Below are 20,135 nucleotides of genomic sequence, written 5' to 3'. Positions count from 1 at the left end.
CATGACAGACATCAAAATTACTTACGGCGACGACATCAGTGGCAATGTCCCTGAGGGCGATCCCTCAACAGCGTGGGAGCGTCGCCGCGACGACTACAAACTCGTTTCACCGCTGAACCGCCGCAAGTTCAAGGTTATTGTGGTGGGCACCGGTCTTGCCGGTGCAGGATGCGCTGCAGCTCTTGGCGAGCTCGGCTACCAGGTTTCTAACTACACCTTCCATGACTCATCACGTCGTGCTCACTCGGTGGCAGCGCAGGGCGGTATTAACGCGGCGCGCGCTCGCAAGGTTGATAACGACTCGATTCACCGTTTTGTGAAAGACACCGTGAAGGGCGGTGACTTTAGAGGACGCGAGGCGGATGCTTTCCGTCTGGCTGAGGAGTCGGTGCGCGTGATCGACCACATGAACGGTATTGGTGCTCCGTTTGCCCGTGAGTATGGCGGCGAGTTGACCACCCGTTCCTTCGGTGGCGTGCAGGTGTCGCGTACGTATTACACGCGCGGTCAGACCGGTCAGCAGTTGCAGGTCTCTGCGCACCGTGCGCTGCAGCGTCAGGTGGCAGCCGGTACTGTCACCCTGCATACCTACTCCGAGATGCTTGATCTGATTGTGAAAGACGGTCGCGCTGTCGGTATTGTCTCTCGCAACCTGCGTACCGGCGAAATTACGGCAGAAACGGCGCACGCGGTCGTCCTGGTAACCGGTGGTTACGGCAACGTCTTCCACAAGTCCACATTGGCTAAGAACTCTAACTGCACCGCCGCCTGGCGCGCTCATCGTCGCGGTGCCTATTTCGCGTCCCCGGCGTACATTCAGTTCCACCCCACGGCGCTGCCGATTAGCAATAAGTTCCAGTCAAAGACCACGCTGATGTCGGAGTCTTTGCGTAACGACGGCCGTATTTGGGTACCCAAGAAAGCAGGCGATGACCGCCCTGCCAACGAGGTTCCCGAGGACGAGCGCGACTACTACCTAGAGCGCAAGTACCCGGCATTCGCCAACCTGACTCCGCGCGATATTGCCTCGCGTGCGGCGCGTGAGCAGATTGAGTCCGGTCACGGTGTTGGTCCGCTCAAGAACTCGGTCTACCTGGATTTCCGCGACGCGAAAGCTCGCCTGGGCGTCAAAGTGCTGGACGAACGTTACGGCAACCTTTTTGAGATGTACCAGGACGCCACGGGCGAGGACCCGCACGAGGTTCCCATGCGTATTGCTCCCGGTGCCCACTTTGCGATGGGCGGCCTGTGGAGCGACTACGACCAGATGACCAGCATCCCCGGTCTTTTTGTGGGCGGTGAGGCCGGTTGGGGCTATCACGGCGCTAACCGCCTGGGTGCTAACTCGCTCCTTTCTGCCTGCGTTGACGGCTGGTTCACCCTGCCCTACTCGGTGCCCAATTACCTCGCGGATCACCTCGGTACCGCCCCGCTCGATGTGCAGGACGCCGCCGTGCAAGAGACCTTGCGCGAGGTGCGCGACCGCGTCCAACGACTGGTGAACATCAAGGGCAAGACCCCCACGGATCACTTTCACGCTCGTTTGGGCGAGATTTTGTATGAAGGCTGCGGCGTCTCACGCAATGAGGCAAAACTGACTCGCGCTATCGAGCAGATTCGTGAGTTGCGTGAGGAGTTCTATCTGGACCTCTTTGTGCCCGGCACCGGCGAAACCTATAACCAGGAGCTAGAACGCGCAGGACGCGTCGAAGACTACCTCTATCTCGCTGAACTCATGTGCGTGGACGCTCTTGACCGCAAAGAATCGGCAGGCGCGCACTTCCGCGAAGAATACCAAACCGAAGAAGGCGAAGCGCAGCGTAACGATAACGACTGGTGCTTTGTCTCAGCCTGGGAAGAAGGCGCTAACGGCGAGCATATTCGCCACGCCGAGCCGCTGAACTTCGAGATCATCAAGCTACAGACAAGGAACTACAAGTAATGCGTTTAACCATTGAAGTATGGCGCCAAGACAACCCCGAGGTCGAGGGCCATTTTGAGACTCACCTGGTGGAGGGCGCCCAAGAAGAGATGTCTCTGCTGGAGCTCATTGATTATCTCAACGACCAGCTGGTGTCTGAAGGACGCGAACCCATCGCCTACGATTCCGACTGCCGCGAGGGCATCTGCGGTACCTGCGGTATCACCGTGAACGACGACGCCCACGGGCCAGTCAAAAACACCCCGTCATGTCGTCAGCACTTGCGTTCTTTCAAGGACGGCGCGGTACTGCGCCTAGAACCTTTCCGCTCCGGCGCTTTCCCCGTAATCCGCGACCTCGTCGTCGATCGCTCCGGCATGGATCGCGTCCTCCAAGCCGGCGGTTATATCTCGGTGGACGCGGGTACCGCCGCGGATGCTGATTCCATGCAGATTGGTCACGGTAGGGCAGAAAAAGCTCTGGACTTTGCCGCCTGCATCGGCTGCGGCGCCTGTATTTCGGCCTGCCCCAACGGTGCAGCAAACCTGTTCGCGGGTTCTTTGCTCAACCACCTCTCAACCCTGCCACAGGGCTCAACCGAGCGATCCAAACGCGCCCGCGCCGTCATTGCCGAACTCGATGAATCCTTCGGCCCCTGCTCCGTCTACGGCGAATGCGCAAAAGTCTGCCCCGCAGGCATCCCGCTCTCAGCCATCGCGGCAGTCAACCGCGAACGCGCTCGCGCGCTCATTCGCACCGGCAAGGATGACTAAAATCTAGCTTGATATCACGTTCCCTACGCCCGGAATCACGCGGTTTTCGGGCGTAGGATTAAAGGTGAAAACACCACATACCCACGAGTACCTCTGTTCGTCGTAGCGGGGGGCAAAGAAAGCAATCATGGCTTCGACAACTCAACCGGCGAAAACGGCAGAAACCGCCCAGAAAACAGCGCCGGCACCCTCAAAGCAGCGAAACATGGTGATCGCAAAAGTTGTTGCGATTCTCGCCGTCACGCTGATTCTTTACTTCATGCCCGTGCCCGAGGGCGTTGACCCTCGCGGTATGCACATGGCAGGCATCTTTGCCGGTACAATTCTCGGCCTGATTCTGCAGCCGCTTCCTACCGCGTCCGTCGCGTTGATTGGTTTGGCTGCCGCAATGATGACAGGCACGATGGCAGCTAAAAATGAGGCACTCACCGGCTTCGGTAGCTCTACTATTTGGCTGATTGTGGCTGCTTTCTTTATCGCCGACGGCTTCTTGCTCACGGGGCTAGGACGCCGTGTCGCGCTGATCTTTGTTTCGAAGCTCGGTAAGTCATCTCTTGGTTTGGCTTACGGCATGGCACTCACTGACTTTGTGCTCTCACCGGCGACGCCTTCTAACACTGCTCGTGCCGGTGGCGTGGTATACCCCATCGTGAAGTCGCTGGCTGTGGTGAATAATTCTGAGCCCACCACCGATGAATCCCGCAAGCGTCTTGGTGCTTACCTCTCGTTGACTGCAGTTCAGGTCAACACCATCACCGCGGCTATGTTCGTGACCGCTATGGCGGGTAACCCGCTGGCTGTTGGTTTCGCTGAAAAGCAGGGCGTGCACATTACCTGGGGCACCTGGGCTTTGGGTGCTATCGTGCCCGGTCTGATCGCTTTGGTCGTGATGCCCTGGGTCATGATGAAGCTCTACCCGCCCACACTGCGTGAGACTCCGGACGCACCGGCTCAGGCGCGTCAGCAGCTCAAAGAATCCGGCCCCATGTCACGCGGTGAATGGATCATGCTGGTCACCTTTGTGCTTCTGCTGGCGCTGTGGATTCTCGGCTCAACCCTCAAGATTGATGCGACCTCAGCAGCCTTCTTCGGTATCGCTCTTCTGCTGGTGACCAAGGTTCTGACCTGGAGCGATATAGCTAAAAACTCCGGCGCATGGTCAACCCTCATCTTCTTCTCGGTGCTCGTTGCAATGGCTGAACACCTCAATACCCTGGGCGTTATCGGCTGGATCGGTACCTCGGTCAGCAACCTGGTAGGCGGTCTGCCGTGGGCTGTCGCCTTTGTGATTCTGTTCCTGGTGTACTTCTACGTTCACTACTTGTTCGCATCCAACACCGCGCAGATTGTGGCAATGTACGCGGTCTTCCTCTCGGCAGCTATCGCAACTGGCGCACCTCCCCTGTTCGCAGCGCTCATGCTTGGCTTCGCAGGTAACCTGATTGGCGGTCTGACCCACTACGCATCCGGCCCTGCAGGTGTTGTCTTTGGCTCGGGCTACGTGCCCACCAGCGAATGGTTCAAGACCAGCTTCTTAGCATCACTGGTGAATGTGCTCATCTTCGGTGTTATTGGCACCGGCTGGCTGATGCTCATTGGACTGTGGCGCTAAGTTACGCGCAGGTTCTTTAGCAAGTTTTACCTCAAGGACGCGCCGTCCCGCTTCTCCCGCTGGTGTGGGGGAGTGGGGCGGCGCGTCCTTTAGTGTGCGCTGATGTTGGGGTGAAAATCGGTGAAAAGAGCACCTGAGATGCAGAAACTTTCCATTACTTGAAAAAGAAAGTGATATTTTCAACCCTAAACCCCTTTTTATTATGAATAATTCATAATAAGATAGATGATGAAGGCGCACGAAGCGCCACGAAAAACATTCACAAAAGAAGGAGCATCATGCCCGTTCTCACCATTGGCGACGAATTCCCCGAGTACGAGCTCACCGGCGTTATCCCCGGCGACCTCTCAAAGGTAGACGCACAGCAGCCCGAGGACTACTTCACCACCGTCTCATCCAAGGACCGCGATGAAGACCAGTGGCGCGTTGTCTTCTTCTGGCCCAAGGACTTCACCTTCGTATGCCCCACCGAAATCGCAGCATTCGGAAAGCTCGCAGACGAATTCGAAGCACGCGACTGCCAGGTTATCGGCGCATCCGTTGACAACGAATACACCCACTACGCATGGCGCCGTTCACACGAAGAGTTGCAGGACCTGCCCATCGTGATGGCATCAGACCTCAACCGCGAACTCGTAACCGCCCTCGGCATCAAGAACGCTGCAGGCGTAGCAGACCGCGCAACCTTCATCATCGACCCCAACAACGTTATCCAGTCAGTATCCATCACCGCTGACTCAGTTGGACGTAACACCGATGAAATCCTGCGCCAGCTCGACGCACTGCAGTCAGACGAACTCTGCGCATGCAACTGGAAGAAGGGCGCAGCAACCATCGACGCATTCAAGGAAATGGGTGGCGACAAGTAATGAGCATTGAAAACCTACGCGGCGCACTGCCGTCATACGCAAAAGACCTCAACCTCAACCTGTCATCGCTGACTCGCATCAACAACCTGACCGAGCAGCAGCTGTGGGGCACTATTCTGGCAACCGCAGCAGCAACCAAGGTTGACTCCGTTGTTGTAGAAATCGCTGAAGAAGCAAAGCAGCACCTCTCAGACGAGGCATTCAACGCGGCTCTCGGCGCAGCAACCATCATGGGTATGAACAACGTCCTCTACCGCACCCGCGGTTACTTGGACGGTGCCTACGACGATCAGCGCGCAAACCTGCGCATGCAGATCATCGGCAAGTCAGGTGGCATCGACAAGGTTGACTTCGAGTTCTTCTCACTCGCAGTTTCAGCTGTCAACGGTTGTTCACACTGCCTGTCCGCTCACGAACACGAAGTTCGCGAAGGCGGCATGAGCAAGGACCAGGTCAACGAGGCAATCCGTATTGCATCAACCATGGCCGGTGTTGCTCAGGGTATCCAGCTCGCTGAGGCACTCGGTGCATAAATAAAGACTTTGCGCACGGGCTAACCGTACGCAAACTTCAGGACTACCTTCACGGGCGCACACGTCCACTACCCCAAAACATGTGCGCTTGGGAGGTGGTTCTTTTTATTTTTGCGCCTCTTTTTTGCAGTTTTTTGCGCCGAAATCCTGATTTAAAACAGGATCTCGGCGGGGTTAGCAGAGGTGAGCGGGGTGGAAACTCGGTAGGCTGGAGGTCATGAGCACTCAGCCCCGCGAACCCTACCCACGCGTCACCGCACTTCAAGAGCATCAACACGTCCCGTCGCAGGCGTCCGCTGCCGCTGGCGATAAAACACCTGATTACATCAACATCCCCTGGCAGAAGACGCCCGTGAACTTGCAGGGAAGCTATGGTCAGCCGGGAGATGCCTACACCCAAATGCCACCAGCGCGGCCAGCGGTCACTCGCGTCTTGGGGTATCACAGACTCTCACACGCAGACCCCAAAACTCGCTGGTGGTCACCGCTGGTGGAAGGACTCATCGGAATCGGTGTTTTTGCGGGTCTTTCTCTTATCATTACCCTGCCGCTGTTGGCTGCGATATTTGTTGACCCCTACTACGCAGATGTGCTGACGGCATCTGACCCCATGCAGTCGCTGACCGACTCGGCTTTTGAGAACCCATGGATGTTTGCCTACCTTTTTGGTTCCGTCGCCATCATGTTCCCGTCGCTGTGGATTGCGCGTCTGTGTCTGGGGCCGCGCCCGTGGGGTCTTGTGCACTCTGTGTCAGGACGCATGCGTTGGGGCTGGTTACTGCTGTGCATCGGGTTAGCAGTTGTGGTTTTTGTGGGTCTTCCGATGCTGGTGGGACTCTTCACCGGTGAATCCCAGACAGTGACGTTACATGAACCACCGCAGAAACTATGGATTTTTATTGTCCTTCTGCTGACTCTTGTTCCTGTTCAGTGTTACGCCGAGGAGCTCGTCTTTCGCGGTTATCTCATGCAGACCATTGGGCGGTGGCTCAAACACCCTGCCTTCGCGATTCTTCTGCCTGCGCCGCTGTTTATGCTGGGGCACACTTATGATTTGTGGGGGCAAGCGTCGGTGCTCTGCATGGGTATTGCAGCAGGTTTTCTAGCCTGGCGAACCGGCGGTCTGGAATCGGGAATCGCCCTGCATGTTGTCAATAACGTCATCGCTATGTTTGGCGGTTTGATGGGAACAGCAGATCCCTTTGTGCAAGAGGGGTCAACGTTCGCTGACTTCGCCGTTGTTTTCGCCATTGAGCTGGCTTACGTGCTGGCCGTGTTGTGGGCGGCCAAACGTCGTAAGGTTCAGCGGACGCGCGAGGTCACCCACTAAGCACACAATGTCGGCCACACCAAGTCCGGCGCAAACCGGCATCATCTAGCCCTTGGGAGAGAAAATCCACCGCGCGTTACGGGCTGAGACTTGTACGGGAATCGGCGGGTTGTCACCCTTGATGCTGTAACTGTGGGTGTCTTCGCTCTTATCACCCGCGAGAACATCGAAAAGTTCTGTACCGGAGAGTTCGTCAACGGGGTTCAGGTGGGTGTATGCGCCGCTGTCGTAGGTGCTCCCGTTATCGATGCGCTGCGTGTGGTGGGTGATGCGTGAGCCGCTTTTCTCGGGATCGTAGTAAAAGGCTTGCAGTTGCGAGTCGCTGGCGAAATCACCGGTGACGGTGGGCGCGTGCTCCGGCGGGTGCACACGGATTTTCCACTGGCTCCCTTCGGGGAGCTCTATCTGAAAAATATCGTTGTGTTCTTCGAAGACGTGCGGCATCCAGAAGCTGGTGCGGTATTCCTTACCTGCCTCGTCCCACTCTAGGTCGAATTCTTTGCCGACGATGCTGTCGAATTCCCCGTTGTCTTTCAGCGTTTCAGCGCGGGAGTGTGCAAAGTACCCGCTACCGGCTTCGGAGGGCGTGAAGATGAGCTCTGCCCAGGCGAGATCGCGGTAGGCATCGTCCCTCCTAACACCGAACATATACTCACCGTGCAGGGGTGAGGCCTCAGTGTCGTCGGCTGCTACGTTTTTGGTGTTGTCCTTGGTGAACTCTTTGTAGGAGCCTTCGGGAAAGTCCTGTGCCTCGGGGCGCTGTGCCGCGTCGTACTGCTGGTTGAATTCGTCGGTGCTCGGCGCGGAATACTGTGTTGGAGGCGCTATAAGAAAGACGCCTGCAATAGCCAAAATTCCGATGAATGCGAGGACGCAGATGTACAGAGCGCGTCGAGGAGAAAATCGTTGTGTGCTCATGGGGGTTGATCTATCTAGCGTGCGGTGTCTGAGGTACACATTACCGAAGTTCCTTTTGACCGTTGCGGAGTTTCATCCTCATGCGTGTTACATTACGTGTACGCGTAGCTGAACTGTGCACAGGAAAATACGGCCGTAGTAACCTAGTGCCATGAGCATTGACCCACAGCAGAATATTGAAGATCTCAGCGCTTTTGTTCAGGCGTCGCCTACCTCGTTCCATGTAGCGGCTGAAGTTGCTAGACGGCTGGAATCATCAGGGTTCACGGCCCTCAAAGAAGAGGACGCGTGGGGTGCGGATGCCGCGACCGGCAAGCATTTTGTGGTGCGCGACGGCGCGATTATTGCGTGGGCGGGTGCTGCGCAGGCGGGCAAGGCGTCCGGTTATCGCATCCTCGGTGCCCACACCGATTCACCATCCTTTAAATTAAAACCCAACTCATCGGTGCGCACTTTTTCGTGGAATCAGGTAGGCGTTGAGATTTACGGTGGCCCGCTGTTGAACTCGTGGCTTGACCGGGAACTGTGCATTGCAGGACGCCTGGCTGTGCTGGACGCGGACGGCAAGGTTGAGCAGCGCCTGGTAAAGACCGGCCCCGTTGCGCGTATTGCGCAGCTGGCTATTCACCTGGACCGCGACGTTAATAACGGGCTCAAGCTTGATAAGCAGAACAACATCTACCCGATCTGGGGTGCAGGTGAGTCGACGGGCGATGTGCTCGGCTACCTCTCCGACCAGGTGGAGGGTGAACCCGTCGATTCCCGTCGCATCCTGGGTTATGACCTGCTGCTGGCTGACACCCAAGCACCGCGAACCTTCGGCGAGAACAACGAATTTTTCGCGTCCGGACGCCTGGACAACCTGTCATCCGTGCACGCCGGTATGACCGCGCTTCAGCGTTTTGTGGAGTCCGAGGACTGCAAGGACGCCACCCGCACCGTCATGCTCGCAGCCTTCGACCACGAAGAAGTTGGCTCGGCAACCCGCTCCGGTGCGGCTGGCCCTTTCCTTGAGGACATCCTGGTGCGTCTGAGCGCTGCCCGTGGGGAAACCCCCGAGGAGTACCGCCGCTCTATCGCTGACTCTATTTGCCTCTCATCCGATGCCGGTCACCTCGTCCACCCCAACTACGCGGGGCATCACGATAACAACGTGCGTCCGCAACCGGCATCCGGCCCGCTACTGAAAATCAATGCGGTACAGCGTTACGCTACGGACGCGATGGGCGCGGGAATCTTTGCTCTGGCCTGCGAAAAGGCTGGGGTGCCTTACCAGGAGTTTGTGTCGAATAACAATGTTCCCTGCGGCTCGACCATTGGCCCGATTACCGCAACGCGCATGGGTATGCGCACCATCGACGTGGGTATCGGGTTGCTATCCATGCACTCGGTACGCGAAATGTGCCACGTGAACGACATGGCATACATGACCCGCGCAATTGAAGGTTTCTTCTCGCTCTAACCGCTGTAAGTTACTCCTAAAATGCGTTTGTACTGACACTAGCGTCAGTACTTTCGCATTATGAGAGTAATTTTTGAAAGGACTCCATGCCGCTTTCTATTATCGGCGCGTTTTGGCTCATGTCGTTCATGCTCGCGTGGGTGCCCGGCGCGGACTGGGCGTACACCATTAACGCGGCAATCAAACACAGGACGCCTGTGCCCGCTGTTGCCGGTCTGGGCTTGGGCTAGGTAATCCTGGCTTTGCTGGCAGCCGTAGGGGGCGTCTGCCCTGATTGCAGGTGTGCCCGGTGCGCTGGCAACGCTCACCATTGTTGGCTCTGTATACCTGCTCTGGCTAGGAGTAACGACGCTGTTCAACCCGCCCACCCTGCATGGCGTGGTACCCGATCAAGCGGTGGACGCCGCATCCGGCGAGCCTATTGCATCAGGAGCATCGGTGCGAGCAACGACGCCTGCACGCCAGTTTTGGACCGGCGCCGGCATCAGCGGGCTAAACCCCAAGGCGCTACTCACGTACGTGGTGTTGCTGCCGCAGTTTACGTCCGTAGATAACACGTGGCCGATGATGATTTAGCTCGGCGTGCTGGGGCACATTCACACGTTCAACTGTGTTCTGGTTTATTTGATCGTGGGGTTCTCTGTCCGCAAGGTGCTAAGTAAACGTCCGGCTGCGGCACAGTGGGTATCACGGGCATCCGGCGTCGTCATGATCATCATCGCGCTGATGTTGGTGGGCGAGCAGGTGGCGCACTGGTTGTAGCCCCTCGCGGCGTTGGTGGCGCAAAGTTCTAGGAAAACTTTTGTGCCTAAAATCGGCATTCTTTAACACTGTCTTCCGTCATGAATCACACTTAGCTAGCGTTGTAAGAACAAGCTACACATTCACGCTTAAGGACTTTTCATGACTGAAAACCAGGATTTCAACGGCGAAACCCCTCTCGGTATTGACCCCGACTGGTGGCGTCAGGCAGTGGTGTACCAAGTGTACCCGCGCTCCTATGCGGACGCTGATGCTAGCGGCATCGGTGACCTCAAGGGCATTACCTCACGCGTTCCCTACCTCAAAGAGCTGGGTGTGGACGCTATCTGGCTTTCACCGTTCTACCCTTCACAGCTGGCTGATGGCGGCTACGACGTTGATGATTACCGCGATGTTGACCCCAAGATCGGCACTTTGGATGACTTCGACAAAATGTCGGCTGCTCTCAAGGAGGCTGGTATCAAGCTGATTGTTGATATTGTGCCTAACCACACCTCTAATCAGCACGAATGGTTCAAGGCTGCCCTGGCGGCTGGCCCCGGTTCCCCCGAGCGTGACCGTTACATCTTCCGCGAAGGTAAGGGTGAAAACGGTGAAGAACCACCGAGCGACTGGGTCTCAATCTTCGGTGGTCCCGCATGGGAACGCGTCGAGGATGGCCAGTGGTACCTGCACCTCTTCGCCCCCGAACAGCCTGACCTCAACTGGAACAACCACGACGTCCACGAGGACTTCAAAAAGACCTTCCGTTTCTGGTCAGACCGCGGCGTGGACGGCTTCCGCATCGACGTTGCGCACGGTTGCGCTAAAGGCGATATGTGGGGCGACCTTCCCAGCGAGGCTGAGCTTCTTGCCATGCCCAAAGATGGTAACCACCCCATCTGGGATCGCGACGACGTCCACGACATCTATAAGGAGTGGCGTGAGGTCTTCAACGAGTACAACCCGCCGCGCACCGCTGTGGCTGAGGCGTGGGTTGAGACTGACCGTCGCCCGCCGTATGCGTCGCCCGAAGAACTGGGTCAGGCGTTCAACTTTGACCTTCTCTCGGCGCGTTTCGATGCGGGCGAATTCAAGAAAATCGTCAGCGATAACTTGGAGCTTTCATCCAAGTCAGGCTCATCATCGACGTGGGTGCTTTCCAACCACGACGTGGTGCGCCATGCAACGCGCTACGGTCTTGCTATCGACCCCGAGAAGACGAATGAGCAGGTAGCTCGCGAATGGCTTCTAGCGGGCGGTAGCGAGGATCAGCTCGACCGCGAACTGGGTGAAAAGCGCGCTCGCGCAGCTACCCTCTTTGAGTTGGCTCTGCCCGGTTCCGCCTATCTGTACCAGGGTGAAGAGCTCGGCTTGCACGAGGTTGCAGATATTCCCGATGCAGAGCGTCAGGACCCCACTTTCTTCCGCTCACCCGGCGTCAACATTGGTCGTGACGGCTGCCGTGTGCCCCTGCCGTGGACGCGTGAAGGTGCCTCCTTCGGTTTCGGTGAGGCTAAGGCACATCTGCCTCAGCCGGCATGGTTCGGTGACTACTCAGTGCAGGCTCAGGAGGACGACGCCGCGTCCACCCTCAACCTCTACCGTGTGGCCCTTAAGGCGCGACGTGAGTTGCAGACTACCGAGGGGCTGGAATGGCTGGAATCCGGTAGCGAGGACGCGTTGGCTTTCCGTCGTCCCAACGGCTGGGTGAATTTCACCAACTTCGGCAATGAGCCCGTGCAACTGCCCGCTGAGCTTGCCGTAGGTGAGTTAAAGGTGGCGTCCGCGGACGTCAGCGGCGATATTGTGCCCGGCGCGACGACGGTTTGGCTGAAGCTGAGCTAGCCCCCACCTTGCGCAAAAAGTTACTCCCAAAGTGTGAACGTACTGACACTAGTGTCAGTACAAACGCACTTCGGGAGTAACTTTCCGCCGTAAGGGCTAGAACCGGCCTACTTGTACCAGGTATCTGCCGGGGTAACGGGTAGGGCACGCTTGTGGCGTGAGCGCAGGTACTTGCCTTCAAGGTTCTCGGCGGCAGCGGCATCAATCTGCTTGCCTTCAAGATAATCGTCGATCTGGTCGTAGGTGATGCCGAGCTCGTCCTCATCGGTGCGGCCGGGCTTGCCGTCGAGTAGGTCTGCGGTGGGCACCTTCCCCCCCAGGCGATCCTCAGCACCGAGGGTTTTCAGTAGCAGGCGGTTTTGACGCTTGTTCAGGCCAGCCAGGGGTAGGACGTCCGCGCCGCCATCGCCGAACTTGGTGAAGAAACCGGTGATGGATTCTGCCGCGTGGTCAGTACCTACAACGAGCAGGTTCTTTTCACCTGCAATCGCGTACTGCGCAATCATGCGGGCACGTGCTTTGACGTTGCCCTTGTTGAAGTCTGCGATGTCGCGCAGAGTTGCCTCGTTGAATGCGGATGCGAAGCCGTCGACCGCGTCACCAATATTGAAGGTGACGGTGTGCTTGGGGCGGATGAACTTGAGGGCTGCCTGTGCGTCGTCTTCGTCTGCCTGGGTTTTGTAGGGTAGGCGCATGGCAACGAAGTCGACGTCGGTGCCTTCGATGGCGAGTTCTTCGACGGCGAGCTGGCAGAGTCGACCTGCGAGGGTTGAGTCTACGCCGCCGCTGATGCCGAGCACGAAGCCCTGCGTGCCGGTTGCTTTGAGGTAGTCGCAGAGGAATTGGACGCGTTTGCGGATTTCTTCTGCGGGGTCAATCTCAGGGTGTACGCCGAGTTCTTCGATGATTTTCTTCTGGAGTTCACTCATATAACCATGGTAGTCTGTGTGAGCGGGGTTATAAAACGTGAGGGCGGTTGGGTTGCTTATAGCGAAATTGTTTCTAGGCAGTAAGGACGCGGTCTCCTCCACTGCGCTGGTAGGGGCCCGGTAGAGCCAGCTCTACTCTTTAGGCTTACCCCTGTTGGGCGCGGTCTGGCGCCGATAGACTGGATACATCAGATGTAGTTCCTATGAAAGAGAAGAGCAATGAGCACCTCGCCCAACCCGGAAAACCCTAATTTCGATAACGAAAACCGCGAAAATAGTGCGGGGCAGAACCCCTACGGTAGCTACCGTCATTCAGAGAACCAGCAGGGCCAGCATCAGCAGCCGCGCCAGCTGAATGAGCAGCCCGGCCAGTTTACTCAGCAGCCCGGCAACGTTGGCTTTGGCGGCCAGCAGGGCTATGGGCAGCCTCACCACGGCCAGTTCAACCAGAACACCGGTTTTGGCGGTCAGCAGCAGACTTTTGATGCTTACGGTAATCCCATTCCGTCGGATGCCAAGATGATTGCGGTGCTCTCGCATCTTTCATCCTTGGTGGCTACGGTTCTCAGCGCGACGTTCTTGAGCTTTGTGGCACCGCTGATTTTCTGGTTTATTTACAAGGACAAGCCGGGGTACGCGTTTGTGCGCGTGGCATCCGCCGGTGCCTTTAACTTCAACTTCACCATGTGGGTGATCAACATGGCGGCGTGGCTGGTTATCGCGATTACTTTCGGTATTGCAGCTGTCTTTATGTGGATTGTTTTCTTAGCAACTACCATCGCGATGCTGATCTTCCATATCATTGCGGCGGTTAAGGCTAATAACGGCGAGGTCTACAACTATCCCATGCAGATTCGCATCCTCAAGTAGCTAGCTCTGTGTAAACACAAGGAGGCGTGGTGTCTTCTCTTCAGGAGAGGACGCCGCGCCCCCTTGGTATTGGGGCTCTTTAGCGTTTTACTTAGCAGTATAAAGTTGCTGAGCTTCCCTATTTTTGATCTGAATCTGCTGAGCCGACGGTAGTGGGCTTTCTAAATCATCAAAACTATAAGTGCGCGTGAGGTCGGTAGGAACCTTCCAACGCGTACCTGTATCTGCGAGCGAACCGTGTTTTACATCGTAGTACCCGACTTTTCCGCTCAGTGCAATACCACGTGCCCCGTGCATCGATCCCACCAAATGATGGTGAAAGCGAGTCGTCAACCATACCTGATGGGGTGCAAATCTAAACCCTGAACGCCAGAAATGTGCAAAGGGGATAAACCCATTATCCTCAGAAATGTATTCGCGAAGCGATGCGTAACCAGCGTAATCATCGCCTGGAATTGCTTCAACGTAGAAAGTCTTTTCGCGTGGAATGCCTAGTTTCTCGATTTGAGCTTTGGCGTATGAAATCAGCTGGGTATGAGCATTTTCATCCAAGGCATCATTCTGGATGCAGATATATAGCTCTGATTCTTCTGGTGTATAACTCTGCTCAGAAAAAGTGGGCACTCCGGTTACGAGATAAGCATCGTCGTAACCGCGCGCTATTCCCAGACTGTCTGCGCTTGCCTGGTCTCTTACACTGACGTACTCAAAGTCATGAAAGTCTTCAGGAACTCGGGGCATTAAACCTTGTCCAGTAGCAAGCAGGCGTGCTCCGGAGATTTCACGGGCAGCACGCATCGCATCTACCAGCAGGGTATTCTCCTGCCAGATAGCGTTGACGAACCCACCTCCTAATAAGTGAATCGTTGTGGCTTCTCGTAGTTCCAAGAGACCAACATCGAATTTAGGAGACCCCAAATCTCTGACCAGCTCAGCTGGAGTGCGGTTTAATCCGTGAACATGTTCGTGGATAGCTCGAAAAAGAGTATTAGTGATGTGAAGACGAGGATGTATTCCTTTAAGAAGTGAGGCAACTGTGCCAGGTTCTCGCACGTCTAACCAAACATCAACATCTGGGTGATGTTCTGCCAAAAAATGTAGCCAACGAGCAGCTATGAGTTCATCACCGTAGTTGGGAAAACCAGCCATGGAGATCAAATAGACAGGACCTTCAAAGGAAGATTCGGGTACGACTTGTGCCTGGGTAGATGCGGATTTTAGTCCGAGAACTTTGGAGAACATAGTGTGAATTTTACTCAGAAAACAGGGGACGAACATGGTAAGAGGGTGGTCTTAACGGTTTTGCCGTTGAGACCACCCTTCTTAACTTTGCGTTTGGTTCAGTAAGTTCTATTTGTTGTTGAGAACTTGCTGATCAAAGCGGAAGATGAATGCGGCCATCTGACCACGTTCAATGGATGCAGAAGGACGGTACGTGCCGTCGTCCCAGCCGTTGGCGATGCCCTGTGAATGCATCCACGCGATTTCTTTGTAGAAGACGTAGTCAGTGGGTACGTCCTTGAACGGTGAGGTTGCCGGTGGGGTGTACTGTGGTGATCCTGCCATGCGGTAGAAGAATGCTGCCATTTGGCCACGTTCTACTGACGCAGCGGGGTGGAAGGTGCCGTCGTCCCAGCCGTTGGCGATGCCCTGTGAATGCATCCACGCGATTTCTTTGTAGAAGACGTAGTCAGTGGGTACGTCCTTGAACGGTGAGGTTGCCGGTGGGGTGTACTGTGGTGATCCTGCCATGCGGTAGAAGAATGCTGCCATTTGGCCACGTTCTACTGACGCAGCGGGACGGAAGGTGCCATCGCTCCAACCGGTAGTGATGCCGCGGCTTGCCAACCAGGAAATCTCGTTGTAGAACACATAGTCTTTGGGAACGTCGGTAAAGCGAGCATCCTGAATCTTGATGACGCTGGTCTTGCCCACGCCTACAACCTGAGCCTTAGCGCCGTCTTCACCTGCGTGGATACCGGAGAGATCACCGGTTGCATTGTGCATGTGCAGGAACAGAGCCTTGGTGTCGTGCTGTGAGTTACCGAAAGCAACCAGGCTGGTTTCGGGAGCATCAACGAACAGTGAGCCATTCACGTTCTTATCTGCACCGAATGCGAGTTCCGGGTTGACGGGGTTGTAAGAGACCCAGTCAGTGCCTTCAAAGTCACCCTGCTGTGCCCAGCTGGATGAGAAGACCTTGTAGCGGAAGTTCTGAGCCTGCTCATCGGTAATGCCCAGCTTGTCGTACTGGACGGGCAGAACCATCGCGTTGGAGTCCATGGTGTTGGTGTCAATATCGCCAAATGAGCCGTTGAGAGGCTGTAGGTCTACGATGTCGAACTTACCCTCTGCGTTGCGCTTGTGTAGCTCAACTATGGGGTAATCAAGACCGGTGACGCGTGAGGTAATAGCGAAGAAGTCTGCCTGACCGTCATTGTCGATATCGATATCAATCTCGTAGCCGAAGTTGGGGTTTACGGTGTCCCAGTTACCCCATGAGGTGAGACCGAAGTTCACGAACGCGGGCTGATCCTTGACGCCCGCTGCACGCTGTGCCGGGATGGTGGAGTTAGCGCCTGCGTACTGCAGATCTGCTGCCTGAGCTGAAGGAATCGGAAGCTTGCCGGTAGGAATACGCGGGCTTTCGATGCCGAGCTGGAAGGCGCCCAGTGCTGATACGTAGCCGTTCTGGTTGAGTGATGAGCCTGCAAGCTTTACCTTTGCAACCTCTTCATCGGTAGCGAAGTTAATCTTGCTGTCTTCAACCTTCATGTCAGAGACCGGCTTGGGCGCAATCTGAACGGGAGTGCGCAGCTGCAAGCCGCCGTCGGTCAGAATCAAACGGCTTGAGACGGTTGAAATGTACTGGCGTGCCTCGTCCAACTGTTTTTCTTCGGTGGAAGCGTCAAGCTGCTTTGCGAGCTTGGAGCCGTCGATGGTTGCAGTCAGAGTGATTTCAGTGGAGGAGTGCGCACCCACGCTCACGGATGAGGGAGCTGAGATGCTTACGCCTTCCAGGCTGGAGCTGTCTGCCAGCTTGACCTCAAAGGTGCGTGCGTTATCGCCGCGGTTTTCAACGGTGACCTTGCGGGTCAGGGTAGTGGTGTCGCCGTGAGCTACCTCAGCTACGCCGAAGGAGGTTGAAACCTGCTCGGGGCGGTCTGAGTTGTAGAGGAAGACATCGTCGTTGATAGCTGCCAATGCGTCGATGCGACCCGAGCCTACGCGCTCAACAGAGAATACATCGCCTTCATCGTCCACGAGATCGTGGTTAGCGGTGTTCATGATTGCTGCCTTGATGTTGGCAGGTGAGTAGTCGCGGTGTGCCTCAAGAACCAGTGCGGCAACACCCGCTACGTGCGGGGACGCCATAGAGGTACCGGTCATGACGGCGGGGTCTGAGCCACCTGCAACGCCTGCTGACTTAATGGAGGTGCCGGGTGCTGCAACGTCGGGCTTGGTAAAGCCCTGTGAACCGTGCTGGCCGCGTGAAGTTGAGGGATTCAAGGTGTCGCGTGCGCCGGTCTCAACAGCAACGGTTGACTGCCAATCGGCGTTGAGCTGGATCTTAGCTCCGCCCTGCTTGACGGCTTCACGAACCTTCTCGGCGCTATCGGAATTGATGCGTACGCCGGGAATGGTGGTGTTGCCAGCGATGCCGGAATCCTCAAGCTTCACCTGTGATGCTAGAACGACGCCCTTACCGCCTGCTGCCTCAATGTGGTCAAAGCGAACCTTTGAACCGCAGGGGAAGTCACCGGTCTCATCTGACCAGTCAATGAAGACCCACTTGCCCGCAAAATCAGTACCGTCGGGGTACGCATCGCAAGCGTAGGGGTTCTCGGGAGTGGTCATGACGATTTCGCCGGTCAGCTGATCTTCAGTTGCAGAACCGTAGTCAAAGTTCGCGCTGTAGTCACCAACAACGTCACCGAGCCCCTTGGGCGCAAGAATCTTTGCCTTGTCACCGTAAGCGTAAGAGCCAATGGAGTTTGCAACGGTTAGCGATGAAATGGTGTTACCGGGGGTACCCAGAATGTTGTAGGTATCGCCTTCGCCGTTGTAACCGTTAGCGTTACCTGCTGCAATAACGGACAGAGTGCCGTTGCGGTAGAGGGCATCCACGATTGCGTTTTCGGGATCATCAACAGAACCGAAGTCTGAACCGAGGGACAGGTTGACGATGTCTGCACGGTCTGAGAAGTCGCCGTCACCGTTGGGGTCAAGCGCCATATCCAGTGCCTGGCCGGTGAGGTTGGTTGAACCTTCACAACCAAAGACGCGGAAGCTCATGAGCTGCGCCTCGGGTGCTGAACCCGGGCCAATCTTCATGTCTTTGACCTGCTCTGCGGTGAGCTTGGTGTAATCGCCCTTGAAGGTGGTGCCGTCAGCGTTGACGCCGTAACCAGCGGTGGTGCCTGCAACGTGAGTGCCGTGGCCACCAAGTTCACAGTCAAGAGGGTTGCTGTCGGGCTGAGGAGCCTTGTCAGCCTGTTCAGCGTCGTAATCATCGCCGGCAAGATCGTAGCCACCCACGAACTTTTCGGGGTCGTAAAGCTTGCTGTCGGCAGCAGGCATATCCTTAGATGCCTTAGCTGCCTTGTACGCCTCATCGGTGCCCGGGCCACCAAAATCAGCGTGAGTGTAGTCAAGGCCGGAGTCAATCACTGCTACCTTGACGTCCTTACCGGTGTGGCCGGTCTGAGTCCAAGTATCAATAGCCTTGGTGTCGATGACGGTGCCACCGTTGCTGCGCTTTTTGGGAATGATGCGGGCAATATGCTCAACATCGCTGCGTCCTGCAAGATCGCGCAGTGCCTGCGCATCGCCCTGAAGTGCCACGCCGCGCACGGTATTGTGCGTGGTATAGAGAACCTCAGAGTTTGCCTGATCAGAAACCTGAGCGGCCTGGGATTCCACTGCCTTTTCAATGGACTGCGCCTGTGCAGTTGCCTTGACGGGTTCTGACTTGCCTTGGCGAACATTCGCGGGCTGCGTTGCCTCGAATGCGCCGCTGCCTTTGAAGGTGACGAACACGGCTACCTGGCCGGATGCGTCCTTCAAATTGCCGCTGACCTTAGACGTTGCAGGGTTGGTGACGGTGGGGGTTGCCTTGCTCAAATCCAGCGCCTGAGCAGCGGGGAAGGCTGCAAGCGGTAGCGCCAAGCTAAGACCCAAAGCCGTGGACGTGCATGCACGCATAAACTTCTTGCGCGGTGATGTGTTTTTCATATGGGTTCCTCGGGGAGTTTCCAAAGTGGATGTGGTGATATAGTTCACTCACTATTTAGTGGTATGTGTCACCGCTCTGTCAAGGAATCCTGTGAAAAAATCCACCAAATGGGCAAAATGCAGCTTTCTTACGTCATGAACCTTTTGTGACAAACTGTTCTTTGACGTGCAGAAATACCGGCTAGATAAGCTCCAGATGCGCAAAACCCTTATAGAGACCATCCTCGGTGGCATCCGCCGTTACCCAGTCAGCTGCGTCCTTGACACCCTGCCCAGAATTACCCATAGCGACGCTACGGGCAGCGTATTCGAACATCGGAATATCCACTGCGGCGTCACCAAACGCTACAGTGTCAGCCTGCGATTTATTGAGATGCTCTACCAGCTTTTGCATAGCGGTTGCTTTAGTGATTCCATCAAGCGCTAAATCGCCAAACAGGGCGTGCTCACCCTTGCCGCCCCAAGTCCCCGCTTTCAGATGAGGAAACTGCTGTTTAGCATCCAGAAAATCCTGGTAATCATGCAGAACAAAACTGATCTTATTGAGGTCACTGCGGTAGAGTTCGCCGTCAAAAATCATCTCGGGAAAAGCCTTGCGCACGGTGAAGGACGCGGCGTCCTGGTTGCCCTTGCCCGCGGCATAGTCGCGAATAGCGGTGGCAGCTCCCTCCTCAAAATCTGGGCTGGCAAACAGTCCGTTATTGCTTTCAAGGAAGAAGGGGAGACCTCGGGCTGTCAGCCAATCCACGATGCCCCGCGAATCTTCAGCGGAGATAAGCTGGTGAGCAACCACCTCTTCACGGTGCTCCACGTAGCTGCCGTTGCCGCCAATCAGCCCGTCGACACCGATATCCCAAAGCTCCTGATAAATTTCTGCGCGGCTACGACCGGTACACAAATACACCAGATGCCCGTTGGCGCGCGTGGCACGGATAGCCTGCACCGCAGAAGCAGGAACCTTGCCTTCGTAATCGCAGACAGTGCCATCGACGTCCAAAAAAATCAGCTGAGACAATTCAACCTCCACACAAGTAACTGCACTTTTAAGCCTAGCTACCACCCGCTCCGAGAGGTCAATGTAAGACAGTTTTTAA

The 20,135-nt window shown here is 56.2% G+C and carries 17 protein-coding genes; 12 read left to right on the top strand and 5 right to left on the bottom strand.

The genetic code is table 11. The annotated features are described in order from the left end of the window. Position 1 precedes the first annotated feature (1 nt). The 6 genes from IDM49_RS10625 to IDM49_RS10600 all read left to right on the top strand — a co-directional run bounded on the left by IDM49_RS10625 (position 2) and on the right by IDM49_RS10600 (position 7,038). Positions 2–1,942 carry a fumarate reductase/succinate dehydrogenase flavoprotein subunit gene (locus tag IDM49_RS10625; RefSeq protein ID WP_190724485.1) on the top strand — a complete coding sequence of 647 codons (1,941 nt, stop codon included), beginning with the start codon at positions 2–4 and terminating at the stop codon, positions 1,940–1,942. Then, positions 1,942–2,694, top strand: coding sequence for a succinate dehydrogenase/fumarate reductase iron-sulfur subunit (locus IDM49_RS10620; protein WP_168614073.1), 753 nt, complete (start codon positions 1,942–1,944; stop codon positions 2,692–2,694). Before IDM49_RS10625 ends, IDM49_RS10620 begins: the two co-directional genes overlap by 1 nt. 127 nt (positions 2,695–2,821) lie before the next feature. Then, positions 2,822–4,306: an anion permease gene (locus IDM49_RS10615; RefSeq protein ID WP_190724484.1), complete on the top strand. Its 1,485-nt coding sequence runs from the start codon at positions 2,822–2,824 to the stop codon at positions 4,304–4,306. Between the two features lie 278 nt (positions 4,307–4,584). Continuing rightward, positions 4,585–5,175, top strand: coding sequence for a peroxiredoxin (locus IDM49_RS10610; protein ID WP_168614075.1), 591 nt, complete (start codon positions 4,585–4,587; stop codon positions 5,173–5,175). Further along, positions 5,175–5,708 carry a carboxymuconolactone decarboxylase family protein gene (locus tag IDM49_RS10605; RefSeq protein ID WP_168614076.1) on the top strand — a complete coding sequence of 178 codons (534 nt, stop codon included), beginning with the start codon at positions 5,175–5,177 and terminating at the stop codon, positions 5,706–5,708. The genes IDM49_RS10610 and IDM49_RS10605 overlap by 1 nt, the downstream gene beginning before the upstream one ends. Before the next feature lie 217 nt (positions 5,709–5,925). Beyond that, positions 5,926–7,038: a CPBP family intramembrane glutamic endopeptidase gene (locus IDM49_RS10600; protein ID WP_190724483.1), complete on the top strand. Its 1,113-nt coding sequence runs from the start codon at positions 5,926–5,928 to the stop codon at positions 7,036–7,038. Positions 7,039–7,083: 45 nt separating this feature from the next. On the opposite strand, the gene IDM49_RS10595 is transcribed toward IDM49_RS10600, so the two are convergent. Continuing rightward, complete coding sequence (locus tag IDM49_RS10595) at positions 7,084–7,956, bottom strand: hypothetical protein (protein WP_190724482.1); 873 nt, start codon at positions 7,954–7,956, stop codon at positions 7,084–7,086. Positions 7,957–8,107: 151 nt separating this feature from the next. On the opposite strand from IDM49_RS10595, the gene IDM49_RS10590 reads away from it, so the two are divergent. The 5 genes from IDM49_RS10590 to IDM49_RS10580 all read left to right on the top strand — a co-directional run bounded on the left by IDM49_RS10590 (position 8,108) and on the right by IDM49_RS10580 (position 12,007). Then, a complete protein-coding gene (locus IDM49_RS10590; protein ID WP_190724481.1) occupies positions 8,108–9,418 on the top strand; it encodes a M18 family aminopeptidase in 1,311 nt (436 codons plus the stop codon). An 86-nt stretch (positions 9,419–9,504) separates the two neighbouring features. After that, positions 9,505–9,648 carry a hypothetical protein gene (locus IDM49_RS12315; RefSeq protein WP_228008094.1) on the top strand — a complete coding sequence of 48 codons (144 nt, stop codon included), beginning with the start codon at positions 9,505–9,507 and terminating at the stop codon, positions 9,646–9,648. Positions 9,649–9,688: 40 nt separating this feature from the next. After that, on the top strand, positions 9,689–9,994 hold the full coding sequence (locus tag IDM49_RS12310) for a LysE family transporter (protein ID WP_322745996.1): 306 nt from the start codon (positions 9,689–9,691) through the stop codon (positions 9,992–9,994). Positions 9,995–10,048: 54 nt separating this feature from the next. Next, positions 10,049–10,180, top strand: coding sequence for a hypothetical protein (locus IDM49_RS12435; protein WP_265578795.1), 132 nt, complete (start codon positions 10,049–10,051; stop codon positions 10,178–10,180). A gap of 141 nt (positions 10,181–10,321) precedes the next feature. After that, positions 10,322–12,007 carry a glycoside hydrolase family 13 protein gene (locus IDM49_RS10580; protein WP_190724480.1) on the top strand — a complete coding sequence of 562 codons (1,686 nt, stop codon included), beginning with the start codon at positions 10,322–10,324 and terminating at the stop codon, positions 12,005–12,007. A gap of 107 nt (positions 12,008–12,114) precedes the next feature. On the opposite strand, the gene nadE is transcribed toward IDM49_RS10580, so the two are convergent. Further along, positions 12,115–12,936, bottom strand: a complete 822-nt coding sequence (gene nadE / locus IDM49_RS10575) for an ammonia-dependent NAD(+) synthetase (protein WP_190724479.1) — start codon at positions 12,934–12,936, stop codon at positions 12,115–12,117. Positions 12,937–13,155: 219 nt separating this feature from the next. Here nadE and IDM49_RS10570 point away from each other — a divergent pair, with 219 nt between their 5' ends. Then, positions 13,156–13,806 carry a DUF4870 domain-containing protein gene (locus IDM49_RS10570; RefSeq protein ID WP_190724478.1) on the top strand — a complete coding sequence of 217 codons (651 nt, stop codon included), beginning with the start codon at positions 13,156–13,158 and terminating at the stop codon, positions 13,804–13,806. A gap of 87 nt (positions 13,807–13,893) precedes the next feature. On the opposite strand, the gene IDM49_RS10565 is transcribed toward IDM49_RS10570, so the two are convergent. The 3 genes from IDM49_RS10565 to IDM49_RS10555 form a co-directional block, all read right to left on the bottom strand. Then, on the bottom strand, positions 13,894–15,048 hold the full coding sequence (locus IDM49_RS10565; protein WP_190724477.1) for a polysaccharide pyruvyl transferase family protein: 1,155 nt from the start codon (positions 15,046–15,048) through the stop codon (positions 13,894–13,896). Between the two features lie 108 nt (positions 15,049–15,156). Then, on the bottom strand, positions 15,157–19,041 hold the full coding sequence (locus IDM49_RS10560; protein ID WP_190724476.1) for a S8 family serine peptidase: 3,885 nt from the start codon (positions 19,039–19,041) through the stop codon (positions 15,157–15,159). 181 nt (positions 19,042–19,222) lie between these two features. Next, positions 19,223–20,068 carry an HAD family hydrolase gene (locus IDM49_RS10555; protein ID WP_228008092.1) on the bottom strand — a complete coding sequence of 282 codons (846 nt, stop codon included), beginning with the start codon at positions 20,066–20,068 and terminating at the stop codon, positions 19,223–19,225. Between the last annotated feature and the right edge of the window lie 67 nt (positions 20,069–20,135).

This window comes from Rothia terrae, assembly GCF_014705925.2.
Taxonomy (GTDB): domain Bacteria; phylum Actinomycetota; class Actinomycetes; order Actinomycetales; family Micrococcaceae; genus Rothia; species Rothia terrae.
This window is presented reverse-complemented; position numbering and strand designations above follow the sequence as displayed.